At 57.2% G+C, this 22,296-nt stretch carries 23 protein-coding genes; 2 read left to right on the top strand and 21 right to left on the bottom strand.

What is annotated here, in order from left to right:
- Positions 1-7: 7 nt before the first annotated feature.
- From BW941_RS15555 to ilvE, 20 genes are all read right to left on the bottom strand, one after another.
- Entirely contained in the window at positions 8-1,009 is a 1,002-nt protein-coding gene (locus tag BW941_RS15555; protein WP_076517619.1) for an ABC-three component system protein, read from the bottom strand.
- A gap of 163 nt (positions 1,010-1,172) precedes the next feature.
- The gene (locus BW941_RS15550) at positions 1,173-1,397 is read right to left on the bottom strand and encodes a DUF2274 domain-containing protein (protein WP_076517617.1); all 225 of its coding nucleotides are present in this window, start codon (positions 1,395-1,397) and stop codon (positions 1,173-1,175) included.
- Between the two features lie 17 nt (positions 1,398-1,414).
- A complete protein-coding gene (locus tag BW941_RS15545; RefSeq protein WP_076517615.1) occupies positions 1,415-2,683 on the bottom strand; it encodes a TraB/TrbI/VirB10 family type IV secretion system protein in 1,269 nt (422 codons plus the stop codon).
- A gap of 2 nt (positions 2,684-2,685) precedes the next feature.
- Complete coding sequence (trbG, locus tag BW941_RS15540) at positions 2,686-3,681, bottom strand: P-type conjugative transfer protein TrbG (protein WP_076517613.1); 996 nt, start codon at positions 3,679-3,681, stop codon at positions 2,686-2,688.
- Complete coding sequence (trbF, locus tag BW941_RS15535; RefSeq protein ID WP_076517611.1) at positions 3,678-4,382, bottom strand: conjugal transfer protein TrbF; 705 nt, start codon at positions 4,380-4,382, stop codon at positions 3,678-3,680. Before trbF ends, trbG begins: the two co-directional genes overlap by 4 nt.
- A 12-nt stretch (positions 4,383-4,394) precedes the next feature.
- Complete coding sequence (gene trbL / locus BW941_RS15530) at positions 4,395-5,573, bottom strand: P-type conjugative transfer protein TrbL (RefSeq protein WP_076517609.1); 1,179 nt, start codon at positions 5,571-5,573, stop codon at positions 4,395-4,397.
- Between the two features lie 46 nt (positions 5,574-5,619).
- Positions 5,620-6,384, bottom strand: a complete 765-nt coding sequence (trbJ, locus tag BW941_RS15525; RefSeq protein WP_076517607.1) for a P-type conjugative transfer protein TrbJ — start codon at positions 6,382-6,384, stop codon at positions 5,620-5,622.
- The gene (gene trbE / locus BW941_RS15520) at positions 6,374-8,830 is read right to left on the bottom strand and encodes a conjugal transfer protein TrbE (protein ID WP_084189054.1); all 2,457 of its coding nucleotides are present in this window, start codon (positions 8,828-8,830) and stop codon (positions 6,374-6,376) included. The genes trbJ and trbE overlap by 11 nt, the downstream gene beginning before the upstream one ends.
- 8 nt (positions 8,831-8,838) lie before the next feature.
- Positions 8,839-9,111, bottom strand: a complete 273-nt coding sequence (locus tag BW941_RS15515; RefSeq protein ID WP_076517605.1) for a VirB3 family type IV secretion system protein — start codon at positions 9,109-9,111, stop codon at positions 8,839-8,841.
- The gene (locus tag BW941_RS15510; protein WP_139325871.1) at positions 9,108-9,461 is read right to left on the bottom strand and encodes a TrbC/VirB2 family type IV secretion system protein; all 354 of its coding nucleotides are present in this window, start codon (positions 9,459-9,461) and stop codon (positions 9,108-9,110) included. The genes BW941_RS15515 and BW941_RS15510 overlap by 4 nt, the downstream gene beginning before the upstream one ends.
- Entirely contained in the window at positions 9,458-10,480 is a 1,023-nt protein-coding gene (gene trbB / locus BW941_RS15505) for a P-type conjugative transfer ATPase TrbB (protein WP_076517603.1), read from the bottom strand. The genes BW941_RS15510 and trbB overlap by 4 nt, the downstream gene beginning before the upstream one ends.
- Positions 10,477-10,983: a CopG family transcriptional regulator gene (locus BW941_RS15500; protein ID WP_076517601.1), complete on the bottom strand. Its 507-nt coding sequence runs from the start codon at positions 10,981-10,983 to the stop codon at positions 10,477-10,479. Before BW941_RS15500 ends, trbB begins: the two co-directional genes overlap by 4 nt.
- Entirely contained in the window at positions 10,980-12,974 is a 1,995-nt protein-coding gene (locus tag BW941_RS15495; RefSeq protein ID WP_076517599.1) for a conjugal transfer protein TraG, read from the bottom strand. Before BW941_RS15495 ends, BW941_RS15500 begins: the two co-directional genes overlap by 4 nt.
- Before the next feature lie 216 nt (positions 12,975-13,190).
- The gene (locus tag BW941_RS15490; RefSeq protein WP_139325870.1) at positions 13,191-13,472 is read right to left on the bottom strand and encodes an EexN family lipoprotein; all 282 of its coding nucleotides are present in this window, start codon (positions 13,470-13,472) and stop codon (positions 13,191-13,193) included.
- A 2-nt stretch (positions 13,473-13,474) separates the two neighbouring features.
- A complete protein-coding gene (locus BW941_RS15485) occupies positions 13,475-14,410 on the bottom strand; it encodes a LysR family transcriptional regulator (protein ID WP_084189052.1) in 936 nt (311 codons plus the stop codon).
- A 348-nt stretch (positions 14,411-14,758) separates the two neighbouring features.
- Positions 14,759-15,070, bottom strand: a complete 312-nt coding sequence (locus tag BW941_RS15480) for a DUF1330 domain-containing protein (protein ID WP_076517597.1) — start codon at positions 15,068-15,070, stop codon at positions 14,759-14,761.
- Positions 15,071-15,597: 527 nt separating this feature from the next.
- Positions 15,598-16,254 (bottom strand): cysteine hydrolase family protein, encoded by a 657-nt coding sequence (locus tag BW941_RS15475; RefSeq protein WP_076517595.1) that lies wholly within the window; start codon positions 16,252-16,254, stop codon positions 15,598-15,600.
- 27 nt (positions 16,255-16,281) lie between these two features.
- Positions 16,282-16,713: a PaaI family thioesterase gene (locus tag BW941_RS15470; RefSeq protein ID WP_076517593.1), complete on the bottom strand. Its 432-nt coding sequence runs from the start codon at positions 16,711-16,713 to the stop codon at positions 16,282-16,284.
- Between the two features lie 102 nt (positions 16,714-16,815).
- On the bottom strand, positions 16,816-17,322 hold the full coding sequence (locus BW941_RS15465; RefSeq protein ID WP_076517591.1) for a DinB family protein: 507 nt from the start codon (positions 17,320-17,322) through the stop codon (positions 16,816-16,818).
- Entirely contained in the window at positions 17,319-18,224 is a 906-nt protein-coding gene (gene ilvE / locus BW941_RS15460) for a branched-chain-amino-acid transaminase (protein ID WP_245820117.1), read from the bottom strand. The genes BW941_RS15465 and ilvE overlap by 4 nt, the downstream gene beginning before the upstream one ends.
- A 164-nt stretch (positions 18,225-18,388) precedes the next feature.
- Between ilvE and BW941_RS15455 the strand changes: the two genes are divergently transcribed.
- Positions 18,389-19,816 (top strand): aminotransferase-like domain-containing protein, encoded by a 1,428-nt coding sequence (locus BW941_RS15455; RefSeq protein ID WP_076517587.1) that lies wholly within the window; start codon positions 18,389-18,391, stop codon positions 19,814-19,816.
- A 113-nt stretch (positions 19,817-19,929) separates the two neighbouring features.
- Here the strand turns inward: BW941_RS15455 and pdxR are convergent, their stop codons facing one another.
- Positions 19,930-21,444, bottom strand: coding sequence for a MocR-like pyridoxine biosynthesis transcription factor PdxR (pdxR, locus tag BW941_RS15450; protein ID WP_245820116.1), 1,515 nt, complete (start codon positions 21,442-21,444; stop codon positions 19,930-19,932).
- A gap of 72 nt (positions 21,445-21,516) precedes the next feature.
- Between pdxR and BW941_RS15445 the strand changes: the two genes are divergently transcribed.
- Positions 21,517-22,293 (top strand): aldolase, encoded by a 777-nt coding sequence (locus tag BW941_RS15445; protein ID WP_076517585.1) that lies wholly within the window; start codon positions 21,517-21,519, stop codon positions 22,291-22,293.
- Positions 22,294-22,296 lie beyond the last annotated feature (3 nt).

Raw genomic sequence — 22,296 nt, 5'->3', positions numbered from 1 at the left:
CTGTCCTCTAACAATGCCACGGCAAACGACCGTCATTTGCGAACTGGTGGCAAGTCCCTTGTTTGACCTGAGGACCTGCGTGCTTTCCCAGTACACCGGATGGTTGCAGGATAGCTGCTTGCTGCATCACTTGACGCAGCTTCGCCAGCCCATTTTCATAGTCACCACTATGGACCTCGACCACACCGTGATAGATTTCATCCTTAAAATTGGGCAAGAAATCCTCGGGGGTAGAATCTCGATAAAATCGGTCAAATGCCACCGAATCGAAGAAACGAGTACGTTGATCGCGAAGATGCGTGTTGAACTCTGCGCTTGCCAGGGCTGCTGTTGCATCTGGGAAAGTCCCTGGACCTTTTTCTTCGTATAGTTTGAGGAGTTGGCCGATATACGAAGATTCGCTGGCATCTATCTCTTCGGGGACAGTACCTCGTGGCGAAGGACCAGGGTCTTCGTCAAACCACTTAACCAAAGCAGGCTTGCAGGCAGGATCTTCGACAAGCCGCGCCGCGTCGAGCCAATGGATCTGGGTGAAATCAAATGCTCTAATCTTGGCCTCGATCTCAGGGCTGAGCTGAACAACCTGCTTTTCGACAAGCTTTCCAGAAATATCAGTATCCCAACGTTCGAGAAAGGCTTTCTTAAAGCGCTCAGGATGAGCAATAAACTGCTGCACAGCCCTAGCAACACCACGCGGTGCGACAAAGATGAAAGAGCGCGGCAACGAGTACTCGCCAGCCGCCGAGTGCATAAATATCTTTCCAAGTTCAACGAAAGCCGAGCTTTCGGATAGTGACTTGCTGAGCTGCTTACACTGAAAGTTGTCCCACGGACCTTCCATGCGTTTATCTGTTACATAACCCGTGACATCACGCCCCATGTCACCTGTGCCGCGCCAAAGTTCATGGCTATGGTAGTCTTTGCAACGATGGGCCAGCCAATCATTGACGAAGTCCTCCAAGCGATCTGCTGGAAGCGCACGAATCAGGATAGCGTGGTTGATACGCAAAGACGTCTCCTTATTAGTCCCCAAATTTGCTGCCACATTGTAATCTAAGCCAATGTCAGTGGTGTTTATTATTGCCGCCTTACCTTGGCTACTGTGTTTACTCTAGACAACATGGTTAATCCTAGACAGCACCACTCATTCTAAATGTTATTCAAAAATATTGTTACCTTTCAGGCTGGGGCGCCTTGTTAAATCCCCGATCCCTTGCCATAAACGCCTCCAGCATATGCGGGATCAACGTCACCGCATCTACTGGCTCGCCATAGGTCTGAGCGTGCAGCTCGGCATAACGCTCCAAGTCCTCCTTCAGGGATACAGGGCAGGCAAAGGACAGTTTGATAGTTTCTGTCTTGGGTAGCGGCCCCAGCCGCAGTTTGTTGGTGGTCATGGCATAATCCCCCGTTGTTAGATCAGTGGTTGGTATGGCCGCAACACCAGGTCGCGATTCACGATAAGGCGCACCGGCAGACCGGGCCGGCTGGTCAGGGTGGGCTGGATATTTAGATTGCGGCGGGTCACCTCCTGGCCAACCTGATTGATGCTGTCCTGCGCGCTGTCCCGCCCGGCGATGATGACGCGGTCGCCATCCTGGCGGTTCTCGGGTGCTGCCAACTCCGCGCCTACACCCAACAACGTGGTCAAGGCGGCACCTGCGAACAGGCGATCCCAGTGCCAATCGACGCCATCTTCCAACCCTGCATAACCGGCCGGGTCGGTGCCGGCGAGGTTGTCGAGTTGAAAGGAAGAAGTGTCGGGCAGGATCACCCGGTGCCAGACCACCTGCACGCGGGTCTGCCCGTAGCTCACCTGGCTGTTGTAGCGGCCCAGGATGCGCGAGCCCTGGGGAATCAGCACATGACGGCCGGTGGCGGTGTCATAGACCGGCTCCGTAACGGTGGCGATCACATCGCCCGGCAGGTCGGAGTTGATGCCGGTCACCAGAGCGCCGGCAATCACCGTCCCGGCCATTATTTGATAGGGTGATACCGGCGTTTGCAGATCCCCGGAATTACGGGTTTCTGTAAAAGCGGGTTTCTTGAGAAACTCCTCCTTCTGTTCCTGACGGTTCTGCAGGGTAATGGGGTCGATCTCTCCGGAAGGAGAGCCCTGCAGCATCGCCAGGGAATCGAGGGCGCCCAGGCTCTGATTTATCGGCAACCCCTCTCCTCCACCTGCAACAGAAGCTACGGTAGAAGACCGTGGTCGAATCGACCCGAAGAACACGGCAGAGGCCGCAGCCTCTTCCGCTTCCTTGAGTCGTGCCAGTCGGTCGGCTTCGACCGTGTCCTGGCCGATGTCCCGATAGCCCATTGTCTGCCGCTCCGCCTTCAGAATTGGCTCACCCAGGTCCCCCGGCAACGGCTTACCCAGGCGAGGCACTTCAGGCGGCAGTTGCGAATAGTCCGTTGGCAAACGGGCCAGACCTTCGGAATGGGCGACGCGCTCGACGTTGTACAATTCGTCCGCGCCATTCAGGTCATCCCGCTCGGGTGCTCGCAAGGACCAGAACATCGCCCCTAACACGGCGGTGGCCATGCCACCGGCGAGCACAGCCAGCATCCGCCGGTTCAGCCGCGTGACCGGTCGCGGCTGGGCACGCAGGGCCACCTGTTCCGGTGCCAACTTCGGCGATGGTTCTGACTGTGACTGATCCGGGGTATTGTCGTCGTCCATACTCACTCCCTCCGTACCCCATCGGTTCGCTCAATGCGTACCACCTCGCCTTCCTCACCACCCAGACGCAGTTCGGCAGCACCGAAGAGTCGATCCACGATGTAGTACGGCGAGCGGAAGCGGTAGTTCACCAACTGCCCATCGCCCTGCGGGCCGATCACGAACAGCGGCGGCAGTTCACCCTGGGCGATCCCGGCCGGGAACTGGATATAGACCTTCCCGCCATCGTCGAAGGCCCTCAGTGGCCGCCATGACGGCTGATCCCCACTCAGGGCATAACGGAATCGCAAGCTTTCCAAGGACAAATCCCGGTCAATCGGCGTGGCGACCTCGGCCGCCTGCGAGCGACGCTGCAAGGCCAGCATGCGATCCCTCGGATAGTTCCAAGAGACAGAGGCCATCCAGGTCTTCTCGGTGGAAATCAACTCCATCAGATAGGTACGGCGATTGGTGGTGATCACCAGGTTGGTCCGGATATCCACGCGGATGGGTTTGACCAACACATTGACTCGCTGCTCGACTCCGGTGCCACTGGACGTATCCCCCACGATCCAGCGCACTGTATCCCCGGCGGCGACCGTTACCAGTTCCTCCCCGGGCTGCAGGGCAATGACGGTCACTCGCTCGGGACTGGCATAGACCTGATACAGCGCACCCTCGGCAAAGGGCCAGACCTGGACGGCATTGACATAGCCTTCCCGCATCGGTGGCACCCGCGCCTCCTCGGTAGCCTGGTCTACCTCTGTCTGCGGATCTGCAAGCTCGACTTCCTCGGTACCCTCCGCTTCCACAGGCAAGGACATCAGTTGCCCCGGCAACGGCAGGGGTTTTGGCACTTCCACCACTTCTATTGGTCTGTCGGGCTCCGGCAACAGGGTTGCCGCGACCGGCTCGTCCAGGGTAATTTGTGGCGGTTTTTGCGGCGTGGCGCAGCCGGCCAGCACAATCGCCACCGCCAGTACCAGGCCCCCGGCGCATCTATCCAATTGTTTGCTCATGGCATCTCTCCTTCAGTGGCCTCCAGCTCCCGACTCCACGACAGGCCATTGACGTAGATGCCCAATGGATTGCGGCGTAGCCGCTGTTCGGTACGCGGGGTTTGCAGCACGACGGACACCACTGCCGTCCAGCGCTCGATACCGGCCGCCGCGCCGTTCACAAACCGGTGCTCGCTCCAGCGCACCTGGTAAGAGCTGTCGCTGGCCCGCACCACGCTGTTGATTTGCACCGTCACCGATTCCTGGCCGATGCGGGCAAAAGGATCGTTGGTGCGGGCGTAATCGTTGAGCACCGCAGCCCCGCGGTCGGTGGTGTAGTTGTAGGCGTCCAGCCAGTTCTGGCGCACCACCACCGGATCAATGGAGAGCGAGCGCACCAGGGTGATAAACCGGGCCAAATGATGGGTGGTCTGCGCATCGTTGGGCCGGTACGGCGTTATGGCCTCCCCCACGGCCCGCACCTGTCCGCCCGTATCCACCTCCACCACATAGGGCGTGACGATGGACTGTGCCGAACGCCACACCAGCCCGCCGGTCATCAGCAGGGCCAAGGTCAGGCAGCCAAAGGCCATCAGCCGCCAGTTCTTCGCCTGCACCCGGGCCGACCCTATGCGCTCATCCCAGGCCTGGGCAGCCGCCTGATAGGGTGTGACCGGTTGCGGGGATTCGGCATAACGCGCGTGAGGTCGCTTGAATCGCATGAAAAATTCTCCTTAGGAATCCGGGTCGTTCAGGCTGGGGCCTGATCCAGAACCGCCACCATCCCCACCGCGCAGGGTGTGGGCAACGGTCGTCGCGGTATCGGAAAGCTGCTGGCGACGTTGCAACTGCCTGGCCCAGGCCGGTTGTCCGCCCGACGCTGTTGCGTGCTTCGTGTTTGCGGCAGCTGAATCCATGACCGAACTCGCCCCGCTGGCCGTAGCCTTCATCGAGCTGGCACCACCTGTCGCCATCCGAACGGCACCGGGCGCCATTCGCGCTCCGGCCACCACGGCGCCACCCACTCCAGTGGCAGCAGCACCCAGAGCCACGGCGGTCCCGGCCGCGCCGAGGGTGGCGCCTGCCATCGCTCCGGCGCCCAGTTGTGGTGAGCCGGAAACCAAGCCAGTGGCAATGCCCGGCCCGAAGATTCCCAAGGCCAACAGCGCCAGGGAAGCGAGCATGATTACCAGTGCAAAATCCACAGAGGGTTCGGCGGGGGCAACCTGGAATTCGGCAAAGAGTCCGGTGCCGATACCAATGATCACCGCCAGCACCAGTACCTTGACGCCGGAGGACACCACGTTGCCCAGGACTTTTTCAGCGAGAAAGGCAGTCTTGTTCCACAATGCGAACGGCACCAACACAAACCCGGCCAGGGTGGTCAGCTTGAACTCAATCAGGGTGATGAAGAGCTGGATCGCCAACACGAAGAAAGTCAGGATCACTACCAGCCAGGCCAGGAACAGCACCACGATGGGCGTGATATTGACGAATACCTCCGGGAAGCCGGACATCTCGCTGATCTGCTCTAGGATTGGCGCGCCGGCATCCACGCCCACCTTGGCCAGGCGGCCCGGTTGCAGGAATTCCGCAGCCGTCATCCCAGTACCCGACGCCATCAACCCCAACCCGGCGAAGGAGCGGAACACGATACCCGCCAGCGTATTGAAGTTGCCTATGATGTAGGCGAAGGCTCCCACGTAGAGCACCTTGCGAATCAGGCGAACCAGCACGTCATCGGCTTGCCCGGTAGCATGGCTCAGCGCCCAGAAAAGTCCCGCGATGGTCATGTCGATCACCACCAGGGTGGCTGTCAGAAACGCCACTTCTCCACCCAGCAACCCGAAACCCGAATCGATGTAGGTGGAGAAGACGTTGAGGAAGCGGTCGATTACCGCGACATCATCCATGGCCACGCGCCTCCATCGGAACAGGTATCAAAGTCATCACACTGCCTCAATACCCGTAGAAGGAAACCGGCTGCGGTGTGTAGGCCGTGCCCTCCCCCAGAAATCGACGGGTCACTTCCCGGCCACGCTCTGTGGCGGCAGCCTGCCGGGCCAACTCCAGGGACGCGGCGCGATCCTGCGTCAGCCGCAATTGCTGGGACTGGATGGACTGCTTGGCCTGTAACGCGAGGAGTTGGTTGGTGGCCTGCATCGCCTGCAGGGCACCGTTAGCTGATTGACTATGATTCACCAGATCCGTCAACACGCCCTCGTCTGTAGACAGGTTCTGGGAGACCTGCCCCTGCATACGCATCGCCGTGTGCAGGCCATTGAGGGTGTGCGCCCAACGCTCGCGGGCATCCTGCGCCATGCGGTCACCGCTTACGGTAGCCGCGTATTCCTGCGGGTAGAGCCTGGCAAATTCCTGGTCAATGCGGTTTACCTCATAGGGCAAGCCCTGGGCCTCGGCAATCAGGCGCCCGGTGGTCGCCAGTGCAGAGCGCAGTCGATTCACTGAATTGAAATCAAGCCGCTCTAGATTCCGAGCCTGGTTGATCAGCATGTTCGCCTCGTTCTGCAGCTGCTGTACCTGGTTGTTGATCTGCTCCAGGGTGCGGGCGGCGGTCAGTATGTTTTGCGCCAGATTCGAGGGATCGAGCACAATATCGCCTACACCAAACAGGGCATGGGCGGGCTGGACGACGGTAAAGGCAATGGCGCTGACCAGCGCCACCACGCGAAAGCGGGATACCAACGGGCGTTTACGGTTCATGGCTTTTCCTCCTGGGAAGTTCATCCAGAGATGTTCCTGCGAGTGAGTGTTGATCAAGCAATTGCGCCGCCCAATCGAGACCGCGATGGCGCAGCCAGGCGGCGGCAAAATCAGATACCGGCATCGAGGCCAGCAGCACATCCATCTCACGCTGATCCTCAGGCGTCGAGGCGCCGGCAAAGGCGAGCGCCACCGGCCCCAGATCCAAGTCGAACAGGCGATTGCCAAGTCGTGACTGGTAGTAGTAATCGCGCTTGGGCTCGGCGGTGGCGACAATCTTGATCTGCTGGGCATTGAGCCCGAAGCCTTCGTAGATGGAGCGAATCTGTGGCTCGGTGGCCTGGGGGTTGGGCAGGAAAATGCGGCTCGCGCAGCTCTCGACGATAGCAGGCGCGATGCTGGAACCCTGGATATCCGCCAGCGACTGGGTGGCGAAAATCACGCTGACGTTCTTCTTGCGCAGGGTCTTCAGCCACTGGCGGATGCGCTCCGCGAACACCGGATCGTCGAGGTATAGCCAGGCCTCATCCAATATCAGAAGCGTCGGAGCCCCGTCGAAACGCTCATCGAGGCGTGCGAACAACACGCCCAATACGGCCAGCACGGCAGCGCGGCTGGCCATCAATTCCTCCATCTCAAAGCACTGCACATCGGCTGTACCCAGGCGGTCATGCTCGGCGTCCAGCAGCTTGCCGTGGGTACCACCCAGCAGGTACGGGGCCAGCGCCTGGCGCAGTGCATTGTCCTGCAGCAGGACGGAAAATCCCGTCAGGGTGCGCTGCTCCACCGGCGCACCGGCCAGGCTTTCCAGCGCCGACCAGATCGCCGCTTTTTCATCGGGGCCAAGGGAAACTCCCTCCTGTCGTATCCGCCCTTCCAGCCATTCCGCCGCCCAGGCGCGTCGATCCTCCCGGCCGATCCCGGCAAGGGGTTGGAACGCTATCTCACCTTCTGCACCCAGGTCATAGTGCTCGCCACCAAGGCCCAGAATCGTCGCGCGCAGAGAGCGCCCCATGTCGAAAGCGAAAATCCGCGACCCCGGATAGCGACGAAACTGCAAGGCCAGTGTGGCCAACAGCACCGATTTGCCCATGCCGGTAGGCCCCACCACCAGGGTATGACCGACATCACCAATATGGGTGACGAGCCGGAACGGCGTGGCTCCATCGGTGCGCGTGACGATCAACGGCGGGGCGTCCAGATGAACATTCTTCATCGGCCCCGACCAGACCGCCGACACCGGCAGCAGGTGCGCCAGGTTTAGCGTAGAGACAATGGGCTGGCGCACATTGGCGTAGGCATTGCCCGGGATCGAGGACAGCCAAGCCTCCACGGCATTGATTGTCTCGGGGATGGTGACAAAACCCCGCCCCTGGATGACCCGCTCCACCTGGCGCAGTTTTTCATCGGCGATGGCGGAATCAGTATCTAGCACCGTCACGGTGGCCGTGACATAGCCGAAGGCCACCTGGTCACTGCCGAGTTCCTGCAGGGCGGCGTCCGCATCCCCCGCCTTATTAGAGGCATCGGCATCCACCAGCGGGCTTTCCTGCTGGAACAGGATCTCCCTCAATAGCGCCGCCACATTCTTGCGCTTGGCAAACCACTGCCGGCGCAATCGCCCCAGCTCCCGTTCCGCTTCCGCCTTGTCCAAGCACAGAAAACGCGTACTCCAGCGATAGCCAAAACCCAGCCGGTTCAGGTCATCCAGAATCCCCGGCCAGGTCGATGTGGGGAAACCCCGCACCGTGGCTACGCGCAGGTGCACCTCGCCCAGCATCGGCGCCAGGCCACCGGTCAACGGGCTGTCGGCCAGCAAAGCGTCAAGATGGAACGGTGTCTCCGGTACCGCCACTGGATGACGGCGAGTGGAAACAGTGCCGTGCAAATAGGTCAGCGTCTCGCTGTCATCCAGCCAGGCCAGTTCCGGCATCACGCCATCAAGCAGATCGAACACGCGGTCCGTCTCCGCCGTAAAGGCGTCCAGTCGCTCACGCCAGTTCGCCACCTGGCGAGACGTGTTTTCGTAGACGAGGCTGGTCGCCCGGGCGAGCGACTCTTCCGGCGGCAGGTATACCAGCGTCAGGTGGTAGGCGCTTTCGAAGTGGCTGTGGTCTTCCTCGAAGGCCGCTCGCCTTTCCTCATCCATCAGCCAGGAAAGCGGCTCGGGAAACTCCGACTGCGGATAGCCTGCTGCCTGGAGTCGTTCGGCTTCCACGAACAGCGCCCACCCCGATCCCAGGCGCCGCAGCGCGTTATTGAGCCGCGCCGATGTGGCGATTAGTTCACCTTGGGTGGCACTGTCCAGATCCGGCCCCCGAAAGCGCGCCGTGCGCTGGAACGATCCATCCTTGTTGAGTACCACTCCTGTAGCGACCAGCCCTGCCCAGGGCAACCAATCAGCCAACAGGGCAGGACGCTTGCGGTATTCGGTCAGGTTCAACATGGCTGCCCTCACACATCCAGCAGGGCTTTGTGCTTAAAATGCCGCAGGAACACCGCCATGAACTGCGGGTCGGCCTGCGCACCCCATACCGCCAGTGAATGCCCCAGCAGCCACAGCACTAGGCCGGGCAACCACAGTTGCAGCCCCAGACCCACCGCGGCTGCCAGGGTGCCGTTGGCGATGGCCACGGTGCGCGGTGCCCCGCCCAGCAGAATCTGCTCGGTCAGTGCCCGGTGCAGCGGCACCTCGAAACCGTCAATGAATGCGGACACTCCGTTCATGCCACCACCGCCCCGCCGGAGAAGCTGAAGAAGGACAGGAAGAACGAGGAGGCAGCAAAGGCGATGGACAGACCAAACACGATCTGCACCAGCCGCCGAAAACCGCCGGAAGTATCACCAAAGGCCAGTGCCAACCCGGTGGCGATAATGGCGATCACCGCCACAATCCGGGCCACCGGCCCCTGGATAGAATCGAGAATGGATTGCAGCGGCCCCTCCCAGGGCATGCTGGAACCCGCGGCCTGTGCCGTTGTCGCCAGGCACAGCAACAACGCGGCAAATATCAGGGTGTTCAAGCCGGAGCGTAAAACCGGATTTACAGAAATCCGCATTGGGTGGGCAGCGGTCATGATGGTTCTCCAGTTGTAGTTGAGGATGAGGCGATTGAGGATGAAAGCGACGACGACAGGCATTCGTCGAGGTGATAGCCGTTGCTGTCGAAACCGGTGACCCGGACCATAGTGCGCACCTTGCGGGCACGACCGCGCCCCGCGATAAACACCACCACGTTCACCGCCTCGGCAATCAGCGCACGCGGCGGCGTGATGGCGACTTCCAGGATCAGTTGCTCAAGGCGAAGCAGTGCACCCTGAGCGGAACCGGCATGCACGGTGGCGATGCCGCCGGGATGGCCTGTGCCCCAGACCTTGACCAGATCCAGCGCCTCGCCGCCGCGCACCTCACCAACCACCACCCGGTCCGGGCGCAGGCGCATGGTGGCCCGCACAAGCTCGGTCATGGACACCACGCCGGAGCGGGTGCGGAGCGGTACGTGGTCTTTTGCTACACACTGGAGTTCAACCGTATCTTCCAATACCAGCACCCGGTCATTGGTAGCCGCAATCTCCGCCAGTAGTGCATTGGCAAGCGTCGTCTTGCCGGTACTGGTGCCGCCGGCCACCAGGATGTTCTGTCGCTCGCGCACCGCGGAGCGCAGAAAATCCGCTTGACCCTCAGCTAGCACGCCATCGCGCACATAGTCTTCCAGCGGAATTACTCCTACCGCGCGCTTGCGCAGGGCAAAGGCCGGGGCCGGTGAAGCAGGAGGCAGGACACCCTCGAAACGCTCGCCGGTTTCCGGCAGCTCGGCACTCAGCAGTGGCCGACCGCGATGGACTTCCACACCCACGTGAGCCGCCACCAGGCGAATGATGCGTTCGCCATCGGCGGCGGACAGCGTTTCACCGGTTGGCGCTCGCCCCGTGGACAGACGATCCACCCACAAACTGCCATCTGGGTTGAGCATCACCTCCACCACATCCGCGTCCGCCAGTGCGGCGGCGATCAACGGCCCCATGGCGGTGCGCAGCATGCGGATGCGCCGGTCAAGTGATTGTGTCGAGGATGACGATGGGTGAGCCGCGTTCATGATTCGCCCTCCCCATCGTGCTGTTGTTGCTGCTCGCGCTCCTGGGCCTCAACCTGAGCGGCAATCTCATCCAGCCGCCGCGTATCAGGTTCCAATTCTTCATAAACCTCCCGCACCAAACTGCGGCCACGTAAGATGTGTCGGCCCAACTGCTCAACGAACTGCTCGAAGCGCGCCCTGCCCTGGGACCTGGCCGCCTCCTGATGTGACTCCGGCAGCGGCGTGCTCACCGTCAGGTAGTAACGCACATACAGCGCCACCGTCTCGATCAGGATGTTCTGGTCCCGTTCCAACTTCTCGAACTGGCGGGACAGGTGATCCAGCCGTTTTGCCATGGCCGCTTCGCGCTTATCGGCGGCATCGGGCGAGAGCCAGGACGCCAATGCCGCCGCAACAATGGAGGACTTGGACACACCTTTCTTCGCGGACAACTCCTCCAGGCGTTTGGCATGGTCGCGCTCGATAAACAAATTCAGTCGGTGGCGGGAATGCAGTCGGCTCATAGGGCAATTCCATCATCGGGATCGAGGGCGGCCTGCCGTGCCAAACGTTGCAGGCGCGGGTCGAACTTCGAGGGCAAGGGTGTGATGCCGTCCTCATCATCCAATAAGGCCAGATCATTGGTGGGTGGTTTGGTTTCCGGTTCCCAAGTCACAGCCTCCGAGAGTTCCGGTTGTCGGCGCGGACCGCCATCATCACTCCCTCCAGCGTTATCAACCGCGCTGGAAGCCGCAGCCGGCACTGTCGGCACTGCCAGTTCGCTCCAGTCATTGGGGCGAACCTCGGGCACGTCGATATAACGCCCTTCATCCAGAACAGGAGGCGGCAGCACCCGACGGGTAAAATTCCCATCAAGGTAATAGCGCAGCTTCTTTGCCTTGATCGGTGGTTGCCCGGAGACCATCACCACTGCTTCGTCCGGCGGCAGTTGCATCACCTCCCCCGGCGTCAACAGGGGCCGCGCCGTCTCTTGGCGCGAGACCATCAAATGCCCCAGCCACGGCGCCAACCGGTGACCGGCGTAGTTGCGCTGTGCCCGCAGTTCGGTAGCCGTACCCAGGGTGTCGGAAATCCGCTTGGCGGTGCGCTCGTCGTTGGTGGCGAAGGTCACCCGTACATGGCAGTTGTCGAGAATGGCGTGGTTGACGCCGTAGGCCTTGTCGATCTGGTTGAGGCTCTGGGCGATCAGGAAACTGCGAATGCCGTAGCCCGCCATAAAGGCGAGTGCCGACTCGAAAAAGTCCAGCCGGCCCAGTGCGGGAAACTCGTCCAGCATCAGCAACAGCTTGTGCCGACGCTCGATGCCGTCACTGCCGTCCAATGATTCGGTCAGCCGTCGCCCGATCTGGTTGAGGAGCAGGCGAATCAGCGGTTTGGTACGGTTGATGTCCGAGGGCGGCACCACCAGGTACAGGGACACCGGATGCTCGGCGGCGATCAAATCGGCAATGCGCCAGTCGCAGCGGGAGGTCACGGCGGCCACCGTGGGATCACGGTACAGCCCCAGGAAACTCATGGCGGTGGACAGCACACCGGAGCGCTCGTTGTCCGACTTGTTCAGCACTTCCCTTGCCGCCGAGGCCACTACCGGATGTGGCCCGTCATCCAAATGCTTGGTGGTCATCATTCGATGCAGTGTCACCTCGAAGGGACAGGCCGGATCGGAGAGGAAGTTGGCGACACCACGCAGGGATTTATCTTCACCCGCGTAAAGCACATGTAGGATGGCGCCAACCAGCAAGGCATGAGAAGTTTTCTCCCAGTGGTTGCGGCGCTCCAGCGCGCCTTCAGGGTCCACAAGGATATCGGCAATATTCTGCACATCGCGGACTTCATGGGCACCGCGCCGCACTTCCAGCAAGGGGTTGTAGGCCGCCGACTTGGCATCAGTGGGATTGAACAGCAGGCAGTGGGAAAACCGTGCCCGCCAACCAGCAGTCAGTTGCCAGTTCTCGCCCTTGATGTCGTGGATCACCGCCGAGGCGGGCCAGGACAAGAGGGTTGGCACCACGAGACCCACGCCCTTGCCCGAGCGGGTCGGTGCGAAGGTCAATACATGTTCTGGGCCTTCGTGGCGCAGGTATTTATCGTCGTGCTGGCCAAGAAAAACACCGGCATCACCGATCAGCCCGGCACGGTGGATTTCCGCAGGTTCCGCCCAACGCGCCGAGCCGTAGGTGGTCACCAGCCGCGATTGCCGCGACCGCCAGATCGACATACCGATGGCGACCACCACCGCCACCAGGCCACTGGCCCCGGCGATGGCACCGCCGGTAACAAACACGCCGGGCGCATAGGCATCGAAGAAGAACCACCAGTCAAACAAGCGCCATGGGTGGTAAACCGGTTTATCGAGTAGTTCGAACCAGGGGGCACCCAAACGAGACTGGTAGCCCAGCGCGTAGGCCACCCACTGGGTGGCGCCCCACACCCCAGCGATGACGATGCCGAACACCGTCAGCACCTGACCGTAGAGTACGCCTGTCGCCCGCATATCCACCTCCGAGTCTGTCCTGATTTAGCACGCACATGAGCGTGCGAACAGGTGTCAGATTCGGTGCTGGATCAGTGCCGGTCAAAGACTGTTATCGGCACAATGCTGAAGGGAAATGCAAGATTGCCAGGTAGGGGGAACACTGTAAAAACACCGCAAATAACAGCGTATTCCAGCAAAGCGGGTTATCCAGCGAAACTTTTCAGCCAGTCGGCATTAAAACGCTGGCTTTTCCTTCGGCGGTGTATACGGTACTTCGCCATCACCAAGGAACGCCTTGTTGGTGGCCTCGGCTACTATGTTGCACAGTTTGTCACCCAACTCCGCACGATTGAGCCGACACTGCTCCCGCAGCTCCTTGCGCCGCTCGGGATTGGCCAACAGCGATTCCACGGTATCGGTGAGCGGAGTTTCAGCGGATGGCTTTTCAGTCGATGCGGGTTTCTCACCGCAGGCACTCAACAACACGACAGCCAGCAGCAGGCTTAAACACTTCATGATCAATTTTCTCCCTTGGTATCGGATGTAAATGAGTCTCCCTCGTGCGGGGGATCGCCGCTCATCGGTGTGACGCGCCCGATAAATCTTCGAAGGGTTTCGGATGGCTCGGCATCCCGGCGCAGCAACCAGGTTGTCAACACCGGTGATCGTCCCGCCAGAGGCCGGGCCACCACCTCCTCTCGACGAGACGCGGCCAAGTGAGAAGCGCCCACCAGTGCCAGCGCGTAACCTGCCGCCACCAGCGTCAGCATCAAGTCGTGGGAAGAAACCTGCTCCACTACCAAAGGCTCCCGGTCCGCGCTGCGCAGGATACGACGAATCTGATGGCAGTGGCCTTCGCATGACAGGGGGTCGCAGGCGACCAGCGGATGACGCAGCACCTCGTCCAGCGGAATGCGCTGGTAGGCCAACAGCGGGTGCCTGGCCGGCACCGCCACGACAAGAGGGTCACTCCAGGCCGGCTCGGCCACAATACCATCCCCCACCTCGGCGGACTGAGCGAAGCCCACATCATATAAGTCGTCATGCAGACCCCTGAGCTGTTGCCCCAACGGCACTTCGAACAGACGGATATCGACTTGCGGCTCCTCCTCGCGACACTGGGCCAATAGCGCCGTGAGACGCGGAGGCGTGATGCCGTCGGATAGCGCCAGGCGCAATTGGTCATGAAAGCCTGCCGCGGCAGCTTGCACACTGCCCCGCGCCTGATCCAGGGCGGTAAAGATACGTGGCACATGGTCCAGGAAAAGCTGCCCGGCGCGGGTTAACCTCGTACTGCGCGTCGTCCGATTGAACAGGCGGACTCCCAGATCTTCCTCCAGCTCCTTTATCGCCCGAGACAGGGGTGACTGTTCGATGTGCAGGCGTTCTGCCGCACGGGCGAAATGCAATTCTTCAGCGACAGCGAGGAAGCAGCGTAAGTGACGTAGCTCCATGCAATTTATTCCAACTTATAACCAATCTTTTTATCACTTTATGCTTCAAAACCAGGCACACTCTCCCTGCCACCAATAAGCCCAAAAAGAAGTGTATACCCAACACACCCTTGATTTTTTCTCTACAGTTCGCGAGCTAACTAACACACGAAATAAATCAGCATCCTCCAATCACAGAGTTTATTGATAGATTCTGCTACTTTGAGCCAGAATGAATATTTACCTGCCCCTGTTCTGAAAAAAGTTGAACTGAACCTTTAACAGAAAACCATTGGATATAGTCTTTTCATCGTCCGATACCGCGGGTAATAGAAAAACCCTCTTAATGTGACTCTTGATGCGTTTTAACTATATTTGGTCCAAAGCAACATCATGCCCGTCCACTAGGATAAACCTCCCATGCGAGCCGTCTTTCCAGGCTTTTTTATAAGATTCATATTCATCACTATGGTAAAACTTCATCGCCACTTCTTTTGAAGGAAATTGAATAAGAACGACCGTTTGGGGAGACCCCCCTTCACCTTCCAACAACTCCACTGATGAAGTTCTTGCCAAATATATACCCCCCAGCTTCTCCACCAATGGCGTCACATTCTTAAGATAATCATTTACCCAATGATGATTAGAGAAATTAATCTCACCAATGGCGTAGCACTTCATTAAAAACTCCTTTGACTAGATGATTGACTCATTGATGTATATTTTTCCCACACAACACTGCGCTCATCATCGATTCATTTATCTCAATGCTCTGCGATCTATCCTGTATTAATAGTTACCGAAGAACACCAATTCTGTTCCCATTTCTTTATTCGGTCTTGTATGGGAGCACCATCATGATCAACCCTTAATGGCGTGGCGAAAACCAGCCTCTCAGGAAAACAGTCACGGTTAATCGCCCCATAGATTTTTCCACCTGATTCAACGGTCACACAAACCAATATTCCGCATTTTCGACATTCATGAAAATCGGCGGTCTTCGTTCCCTGCTGGATTTGGCGATAGAATGAAAAATCCCTTATGTGTATTTCCACGGTAGAGTCAGATTGGAATACATATTGAGCATTGTGGGCTGTGCAGTATTCGCAATCACAAATGACGGGATGAACTTCGCTGGCACGATCAAACTGCCACTCCACTTTTATATTCGTACATCGACAGTGCCCAATCACGCCGACTCCTCCAAATCATTCTTTACAAATGGATCCTCGTACCAACTGATCCAGACCTTCAGAGGAGCAAAGTGTCACGCCAATATTTTTCATCTCTTCTTCTCCCTTGGGATAGAGCTGAGAAATCGCATCCGTGACCAGTATGATCCTGAAATCCCGCTCACTGGCCTCGTAGATACTGGTGCGGGGACAATTGGGATAGTTACAACCCAGAAACACCAAGGTATTGATGCCTCGCCCTCGCAGGAAATTTTCCAGTCCTGTCTGGTAAAAGGCGCCCCACCGGGGCTTGAAAAAAACAAACTCATTGCGACCAATTTCCTGGACACAACCCGACAACAATAATTGGGCATTCAAGCGGGTATCACTATTGGGCTTCAATGATGCAACAAGCTCAGCACCGTCACTTTCCGGTATCGCGATACGGGCTCCTCGCTCAACGGCCGCACGGCGGCATAAGTCCACATTAGAGCCATCCGGCAGGTACAAGCGGATAACATGGATAACCGGTAAGTCGCTGTCTCGGAATGACTGAATCATCTTTCTCATTGCCGGAACCGCTTCCAGCGTGCCTGGAATGCGGGCGGGCGCATCATCAAGCACAAAGTCGTTTTGTACGTCGATGCTGATCAACGCACTGTGGTTTAGGTCGGGGGCTGTGTAGCCATTCATTATCCTTTCCTGCCTACTCCTCAATTTTTATGATTGCAACATTGTCATGATAGTTGCCGTCATGGTCGCTACCGGTTTTTCTTCGCCATATTCCGAGCTGTACAATGTAGCTTCCACGACAGAAATTGTTTTGCCTGGCTTGACCACCGTTGCCTTCGCGGCAAAGTGATCCCCCTTGGCTGGGCGCAACAGGTTCACCTTGAATTCCACGGTGAGCACATCCGCCCCCTGTGGCATCAGTGTAAATGCGGCATAGCCACAGGCGCTGTCCAGGATAGTGGCGACAATGCCCGCATGGATGTAGCCGTTCTGTTGAGTAAACCGGGATTGGAAGGGAAAGCGGATGGAGACGATTCCTGGCCCCTGTATACTCAGCTCCGCGTCCAGGGTTTGCATCACCGCCTGGCGGCCAAAACTCTCCAGTGTCTTGGATTCATAGCCTGTATCTTGCGCTTCCAACTTTTACCTCCCGACCTAATTTTTTAATTGAAAATTTACTGCGTTTGGCTCAATGCCTGTCTCTCGAAAATGATGAAAAAAAAGAGAAAGTGATCAATATCGTCAATTCTCCTCCGGCATAAAGATCAAGTCTGTCACCCCGAACTCTACGCCTTGCTGGGACAGCGCCGCTGTCACCTGTCCACGATGGTGGGTTTGGTGATTGAAGAAATGCACAATAGCCTGAGCGAAGTCCACATTCCGCTCGGTAGCGCTCGATAAACTGACATAGTTCAACCGTTCGGGCGGCGGGGATAACGTCAGGCTTTGTGCCCAGGCAATAATGTCCTTGTCAGTTTGTTCACGAGCTTGTTTCAGCTCGGCATAATCACTGAACAGCTCCTGGGTCAGGCTTTTCACTGTGACGGGTTCGTTTTTGAATCGGGCCAGCCACATCAGGTCGCAGACCAGCAAGTGATTAAGGGTGTTGTAGATGGAGCCGAAGAACAGGCCGCACTCCGACCGGCGCTGCTCATGGGTCAAGGTCTCCGCAGCTGAATACAGACCGCCATTTATCCACTGGTTGTAGCGAGCCATGGTGTTGGCGTAGCTTGCTAAATCGAAGGTCATTGTCTTTTCTCCCCACATTCGTCATCAATCAATGCCTGGTAGGCCAGTGACAGCCGCTGATATGCAGGCCCTGGACACTGGGCGATCTGCCGGCCATCGATTGTTTTAACTGGAATCAACCGCGCACCGCTGCCGCAGATAAAACACTCCTCGGCAGTGTAAAGATCGTAGCTGGTGAGGGACTGCTCGCGAGCCTCTAATCCTTGTTGAGGCGCCAGCTCCAACAGGGTTTCTCGGGTAATTCCTTCCAAGGCACCGTCCTGAACGGGCGGCGTTAGCAGCGATCCCGCTTTGACGACAAAAATATTCTCGGCGCTGCATTCCGCCACCTGACCAAACTGGTTGAGCAAAATGGCTTCATCAACGCCGGCGGCATTCGCTTCCGCCCTGGCCAGAACCGAATGTAGGTAATTCAGGGATTTGACCCTTGCATCCAGCCCCGTACCGACTGCCCGCTTGATACTGCTGGTGATCAGGCTAACCCCCTGGCGCCGGGTTTCATCACTGACCAACGACAGTGATGCCGGAATGATAAAGACATTGGGCGCGGTGCAATTGCGGGGGTTCAGCCCCATATCCCCCTCACCCCGGGTCACCAGAATCCGCAGGTACCCATCGCCCATGCCTGAGCTACCGATACAGGCCATGACTGCTTGTGCGAGGGTATCATCGGTATAGGGAACAGTGATCGCCAGTGCACTGAGGGAGCGGCGCAGCCGCGCCAGGTGACTATCCAACCGGAAAGGATGCCGGTGATAAAATCTCAGTCCTTCGAAGCAGCCGTCACCGTATAGCAAACCGTGGTCATAGATCGACACGACCGCCTGGTCAGCGCTCACCAGCTCACCGTTCTTCCAGCAAGAGTACTTCGTTTTTGTATGGCACATGGGTTGGGCCTGCATCCGATATCACCTCACAGAGTTGACGCCCCCGTACCGTCTGAAAGATGACGATGCCATTGATGGGCTCATCGGAGCCAGGCTATTGAGGGAGCAATGCAGACAGTGTAATCTTTCCAAAAAAAGGGTACAGATACAGTTTATATCAATTTGAACGGGTACAGATTTTGGATGCACCACGCTTTCAACTCCATCGCTACGAGCAGCTTGCCGAACAGCTGACCAGGGAGATCCAGGCAGGACGCTACAGTCCAGGAGAAAAAATTCCCGGGACGCGTGTTCTGGCGGAAACCTATGGTGTCAGCATCAATACTGTCCTCCAGGCGCAGAAGCTATTGGAAAACCAGGGTATGATCGAAGCGGTTCCGCGCTCGGGATTCTTCGTCAAATGGCGCGGCGAAGACGCCGCACAACTGGTAAAAAGCCCGGCCAAGGCCACGTTGAAGCCGATACTGATGAAGCGCCAGCGACTGGCGCTGGATCTGATCCAGGCCACTGGCAGCAAGACCATGGTGCAACTGGGGGCGGCCCTACCCCACGAGAGCTACTTCCCCGGACAGGAGCTGCAACAAATCGCCACCCGGGTCAGCCGAGCTGGCGATGCCGGCTTTATGCGCTACGAAGTCCCGCCCGGATTGCCATCACTCTGCGAATCCCTGGCGCTGCGGATGCTGAGCTACGGCTGTGAGATGAGTGCCGCGGATATCCTCGTCACCAACGGCTGCCACGAAGCACTGATTATTGCCCTCAAGTGCGTGGCCGAACCCGGTGATGTGGTATTGCTGGAATCCCCCACCTACTATGGTTTGCTGCAGGTGATCGATACCCTGGGACTACGCGCGGTAGAAATCCCCTGCCACCCTGAGTCTGGCATGGACCTGGACAAGGTCGAGGACGCCTGCCAGCAGTGGGACGTCAAGGCCTGTATCGTTGTCAGCAACTTCAGCAATCCGCTGGGGAGCTGCCCAGACAACAACCAAAAGCAGGCGCTGCTGTCGCTGCTCAATAGCTTCGATGTACCGTTGGTGGAAGACGATATCTACGGTGACCTTGCCTTCGACGGTCATCGCCCGACCCCTTACAAACACTTCGACACGACCGGGGAAGTACTCTATTGCAGCTCTTTCTCCAAATCGGTTTCCCCCGGCCTGCGGGTAGGGTGGCTATCACCCGGTCGCTATACAGAGAAAGCCGCCTACCTGAAATTCACCCAGAATATTGCCAGCGCCACATTGAACCAACGGGTACTGGATGAATACCTGCGCAATGGCGGCATGGACAAGCATGTCCGGAAAATACGCCGCCGCTATGCCGCGAATATAGGGCAATGCATTGACCTGATTCAAACGACGTTTCCACCCGGCACCCGCACCTCCCGACCCCGAGGCGGCTTTGTCTTGTGGGTGCAGTTGCCCGAGGTATTCGATACCACCGAGCTTTATCAAAAAGCACTGGAACACAGGATCAGCATCGCCCCTGGTTATTTATTTTCCAGCGATCAACGATTCAAACACCATTTCCGAATAAACTGTGCTTTGCCGTGGGAGTCAGCACTTGAGCCAGCCATTAACACACTGGCATATTTACTCGATTAAATTCCAAACGCCGATCACTCCAAAAATCAAAGGAAATTATCACAACGGCAATACAGTTCTGTTCGCCCACAATAATCTACGCTTCGTAGTAAGCGACCAAATACTCGCCTCCTTTATTTTCTAACACCCAACAGCGATGCGAATTGGTTGATTGCAGCCGTAATCTCAGCTTCTGTCAACGCACCAAAACCAAAGCGAATGTAAGAGGTTTTCCCAGAATGACTTCCAAAGTGAGTATCCGTGTAAAAATCTTTTTTATTCAGCCCCTGAATACTTCGCTCATACAAACCCTTAGCCAAGCCAATCCATAAAGCCAAGCCTCCGGCAGGTATCTCAAATTCAACCTGGTCACCAAATACGCGTCGAAACTCTTGCACGGAAAAGTCCCTTCGGGCTCGATATAACTGGCGGGTTTTTCGGATATGTTTCTTAACCCCTCCTGACTGCATCAACTCCGCCAGGGCAATTTCCGTGACTGAATTGCCCTGGCGGTCAATCAAGAGAATTTCCTGCGCAGCGCGATCAATAAAATAGTTGTCTGCAACCATATAACCAAGTCTCAGCCCTGGTGCGAAAACTTTGGACAGAGAACCTATGTGGATAACATTGCCCGAATTCGGCAAGCTAGCCAATGGCGGAATCGGTCTGCTTTCATAATGAAATTCATGATCGTAATCATCCTCAATGACAGCAAATTGATGTTCAGCAGATAACTCCAGAAGCGCGAGCCTGCGTTCCATAGACATGCATACCGTTGTTGGGTACTGGTGATGGGGGGTCGTATAAAGCGCTGACGCGCTATGGCGTTTAAGAATACGCTTTAAGTCCTTCGTATCCAATCCTTGATGGTCAAGTTTGCAGCGCACAACTTGAAAGCCACAGGATTCAAACGCTGCCTGTGCTGGTGGGTAACTCAGTTCCTCCAGCACAACCACTCCTTGCTTAGGGTTTAGGACACGCGCCGCCAGAAATATCCCCATTTGACTGCCGCGCACCGTACAAATTTGCGCTTCCGGGACAGCCATAAAACGTTCGATTCTCAGCATCTCGCGAACCGCAGCACGAAGTTCGGGAGTTCCCCTAGGATCACCGTAACCCAAACTCTGTTGTCGAATGGAACTAATCAACGCTCGACGATAAGCCCTACCTAATAGCTCATACGGAATGAGCCGGACATCGGGTATTCCATCATTAACAGTGGCAACCTCATTACCCTCGAATAAGGCATCTTTATACAGACTGGAAATCAATCGACCGGGCGCACGCGTTTTCTTCGCAAAGTCCAAAAGCTGAAGATTCTTGGCAGATATTTTCTGCTCAGGGAGCACGTCGGCAACAAAGGTTCCACGCCTCTGCACTGACACCAACCAACCCTGCGCCTCCAGCTCCTCATAAACGAGCTGTACAGTTTTTCTGTTTATACCAAGGTCCGAGGCAAGCGTACGCGAACCGGGCATCAGCATACCCGGTTGCAGCCGGCCATTTTGTATGTCGTCTGTGAATTTATTGATGAGCTTGTCGTGCAGAGACGTACCGACACCATCTTCCAACCACAATCGCGTTTGCCAAGGCCTAAGCATTTTCCCCACCCAACCAACTGGACCATCATAATTATAAAATCTGGACATTACTTAGGGTCCAGACTGGCGGTATTCTGCAGCCAACGTTTTGTAAAGGCAACTGTAAAAGGAGAACGCTCAATGAAGACAGCCTCACACAAAAAAGACCAGCTGATGCAAGATGCTGAAGTGAATATGGAACGGTTTATTCCGGACTTGTCACTCGATGACAAACAAAAGGTCGCGCTGACATGCCGAATATTATTCGACCATGGACACGATGCTGGTCTCGCCGGACAGATCACCTGTAGAACAGAAAAACGTAATACTTTCCTTACCCAACGTTTCGGCTTGGGTTTCGATGAAATCAGCGCCGACAACCTGATCGAAGTCAATGAAGATCTTAAGCCCATTGATGCAGCTGGCATGGCAAATCCGGCCAACCGATTTCATACATGGATTTACAAAAAGCACCCTCAAGTGAATTGCATTATTCACACCCACCCTACCCATGTTGCCGCTCTAGCGATGTTAGGAGTGCCACTAACAGTTGCACAAATGGATACCTGCAGCCTTTATCAAGACTGCGCGTTTCTCGCTGAATGGCCGGGCGTTCCCGTAGGTAATGAGGAAGGCGTCATTATTTCTGAAGCACTCGGGTCAAAGCGGGCCGTACTACTTGCGCATCATGGACAACTGGTAGCAGGTAAGAGCATCGAAGAGGCATGCAATCTAGCCATTTTAATAGAGCGAGCGGCGCGCCTGCAGTTGTTGGCGATGTCGGCCGGACAAATTCAGCCACTGCCAGAACATCTTGCAAAAGAGGCTCACGACTGGGTCTCAACAGAAAAGCGCAACAAAGTAAATTTTTCTTACTACGCCAGAAAATCACTGAAAACCCACCCCGACTGTATTTAAGGA

The organism is Thalassolituus maritimus (assembly GCF_900156675.1).
Lineage (GTDB): Bacteria > Pseudomonadota > Gammaproteobacteria > Pseudomonadales > Oceanobacteraceae > Thalassolituus > Thalassolituus maritimus.
This window is presented reverse-complemented; position numbering and strand designations above follow the sequence as displayed.

What these genes read in the sequence shown, in the direction of transcription:
- BW941_RS15550 (WP_076517617.1), bottom strand. Translation starts at nt 1,397, where the DNA reads ATGACCACCAACAAACTGCGGCTGGGGCCGCTACCCAAGACAGAAACT.
- BW941_RS15545 (WP_076517615.1), bottom strand. Translation starts at nt 2,683, where the DNA reads ATGGACGACGACAATACCCCGGATCAGTCACAGTCAGAACCATCGCCG.
- trbG (WP_076517613.1), bottom strand. Translation starts at nt 3,681, where the DNA reads ATGAGCAAACAATTGGATAGATGCGCCGGGGGCCTGGTACTGGCGGTG.
- trbF (WP_076517611.1), bottom strand. Translation starts at nt 4,382, where the DNA reads ATGCGATTCAAGCGACCTCACGCGCGTTATGCCGAATCCCCGCAACCG.
- trbL (WP_076517609.1), bottom strand. Translation starts at nt 5,573, where the DNA reads ATGGATGATGTCGCGGTAATCGACCGCTTCCTCAACGTCTTCTCCACC.
- trbJ (WP_076517607.1), bottom strand. Translation starts at nt 6,384, where the DNA reads ATGAACCGTAAACGCCCGTTGGTATCCCGCTTTCGCGTGGTGGCGCTG.
- trbE (WP_084189054.1), bottom strand. Translation starts at nt 8,830, where the DNA reads ATGTTGAACCTGACCGAATACCGCAAGCGTCCTGCCCTGTTGGCTGAT.
- BW941_RS15515 (WP_076517605.1), bottom strand. Translation starts at nt 9,111, where the DNA reads ATGAACGGAGTGTCCGCATTCATTGACGGTTTCGAGGTGCCGCTGCAC.
- BW941_RS15510 (WP_139325871.1), bottom strand. Translation starts at nt 9,461, where the DNA reads ATGACCGCTGCCCACCCAATGCGGATTTCTGTAAATCCGGTTTTACGC.
- trbB (WP_076517603.1), bottom strand. Translation starts at nt 10,480, where the DNA reads ATGAACGCGGCTCACCCATCGTCATCCTCGACACAATCACTTGACCGG.
- BW941_RS15500 (WP_076517601.1), bottom strand. Translation starts at nt 10,983, where the DNA reads ATGAGCCGACTGCATTCCCGCCACCGACTGAATTTGTTTATCGAGCGC.
- BW941_RS15495 (WP_076517599.1), bottom strand. Translation starts at nt 12,974, where the DNA reads ATGCGGGCGACAGGCGTACTCTACGGTCAGGTGCTGACGGTGTTCGGC.
- BW941_RS15490 (WP_139325870.1), bottom strand. Translation starts at nt 13,472, where the DNA reads ATGAAGTGTTTAAGCCTGCTGCTGGCTGTCGTGTTGTTGAGTGCCTGC.
- BW941_RS15485 (WP_084189052.1), bottom strand. Translation starts at nt 14,410, where the DNA reads ATGGAGCTACGTCACTTACGCTGCTTCCTCGCTGTCGCTGAAGAATTG.
- BW941_RS15480 (WP_076517597.1), bottom strand. Translation starts at nt 15,070, where the DNA reads ATGAAGTGCTACGCCATTGGTGAGATTAATTTCTCTAATCATCATTGG.
- BW941_RS15475 (WP_076517595.1), bottom strand. Translation starts at nt 16,254, where the DNA reads ATGAATGGCTACACAGCCCCCGACCTAAACCACAGTGCGTTGATCAGC.
- BW941_RS15465 (WP_076517591.1), bottom strand. Translation starts at nt 17,322, where the DNA reads ATGACCTTCGATTTAGCAAGCTACGCCAACACCATGGCTCGCTACAAC.
- ilvE (WP_245820117.1), bottom strand. Translation starts at nt 18,224, where the DNA reads ATGCAGGCCCAACCCATGTGCCATACAAAAACGAAGTACTCTTGCTGG.
- pdxR (WP_245820116.1), bottom strand. Translation starts at nt 21,444, where the DNA reads ATGTCCAGATTTTATAATTATGATGGTCCAGTTGGTTGGGTGGGGAAA.
- BW941_RS15445 (WP_076517585.1), top strand. Translation starts at nt 21,517, where the DNA reads ATGAAGACAGCCTCACACAAAAAAGACCAGCTGATGCAAGATGCTGAA.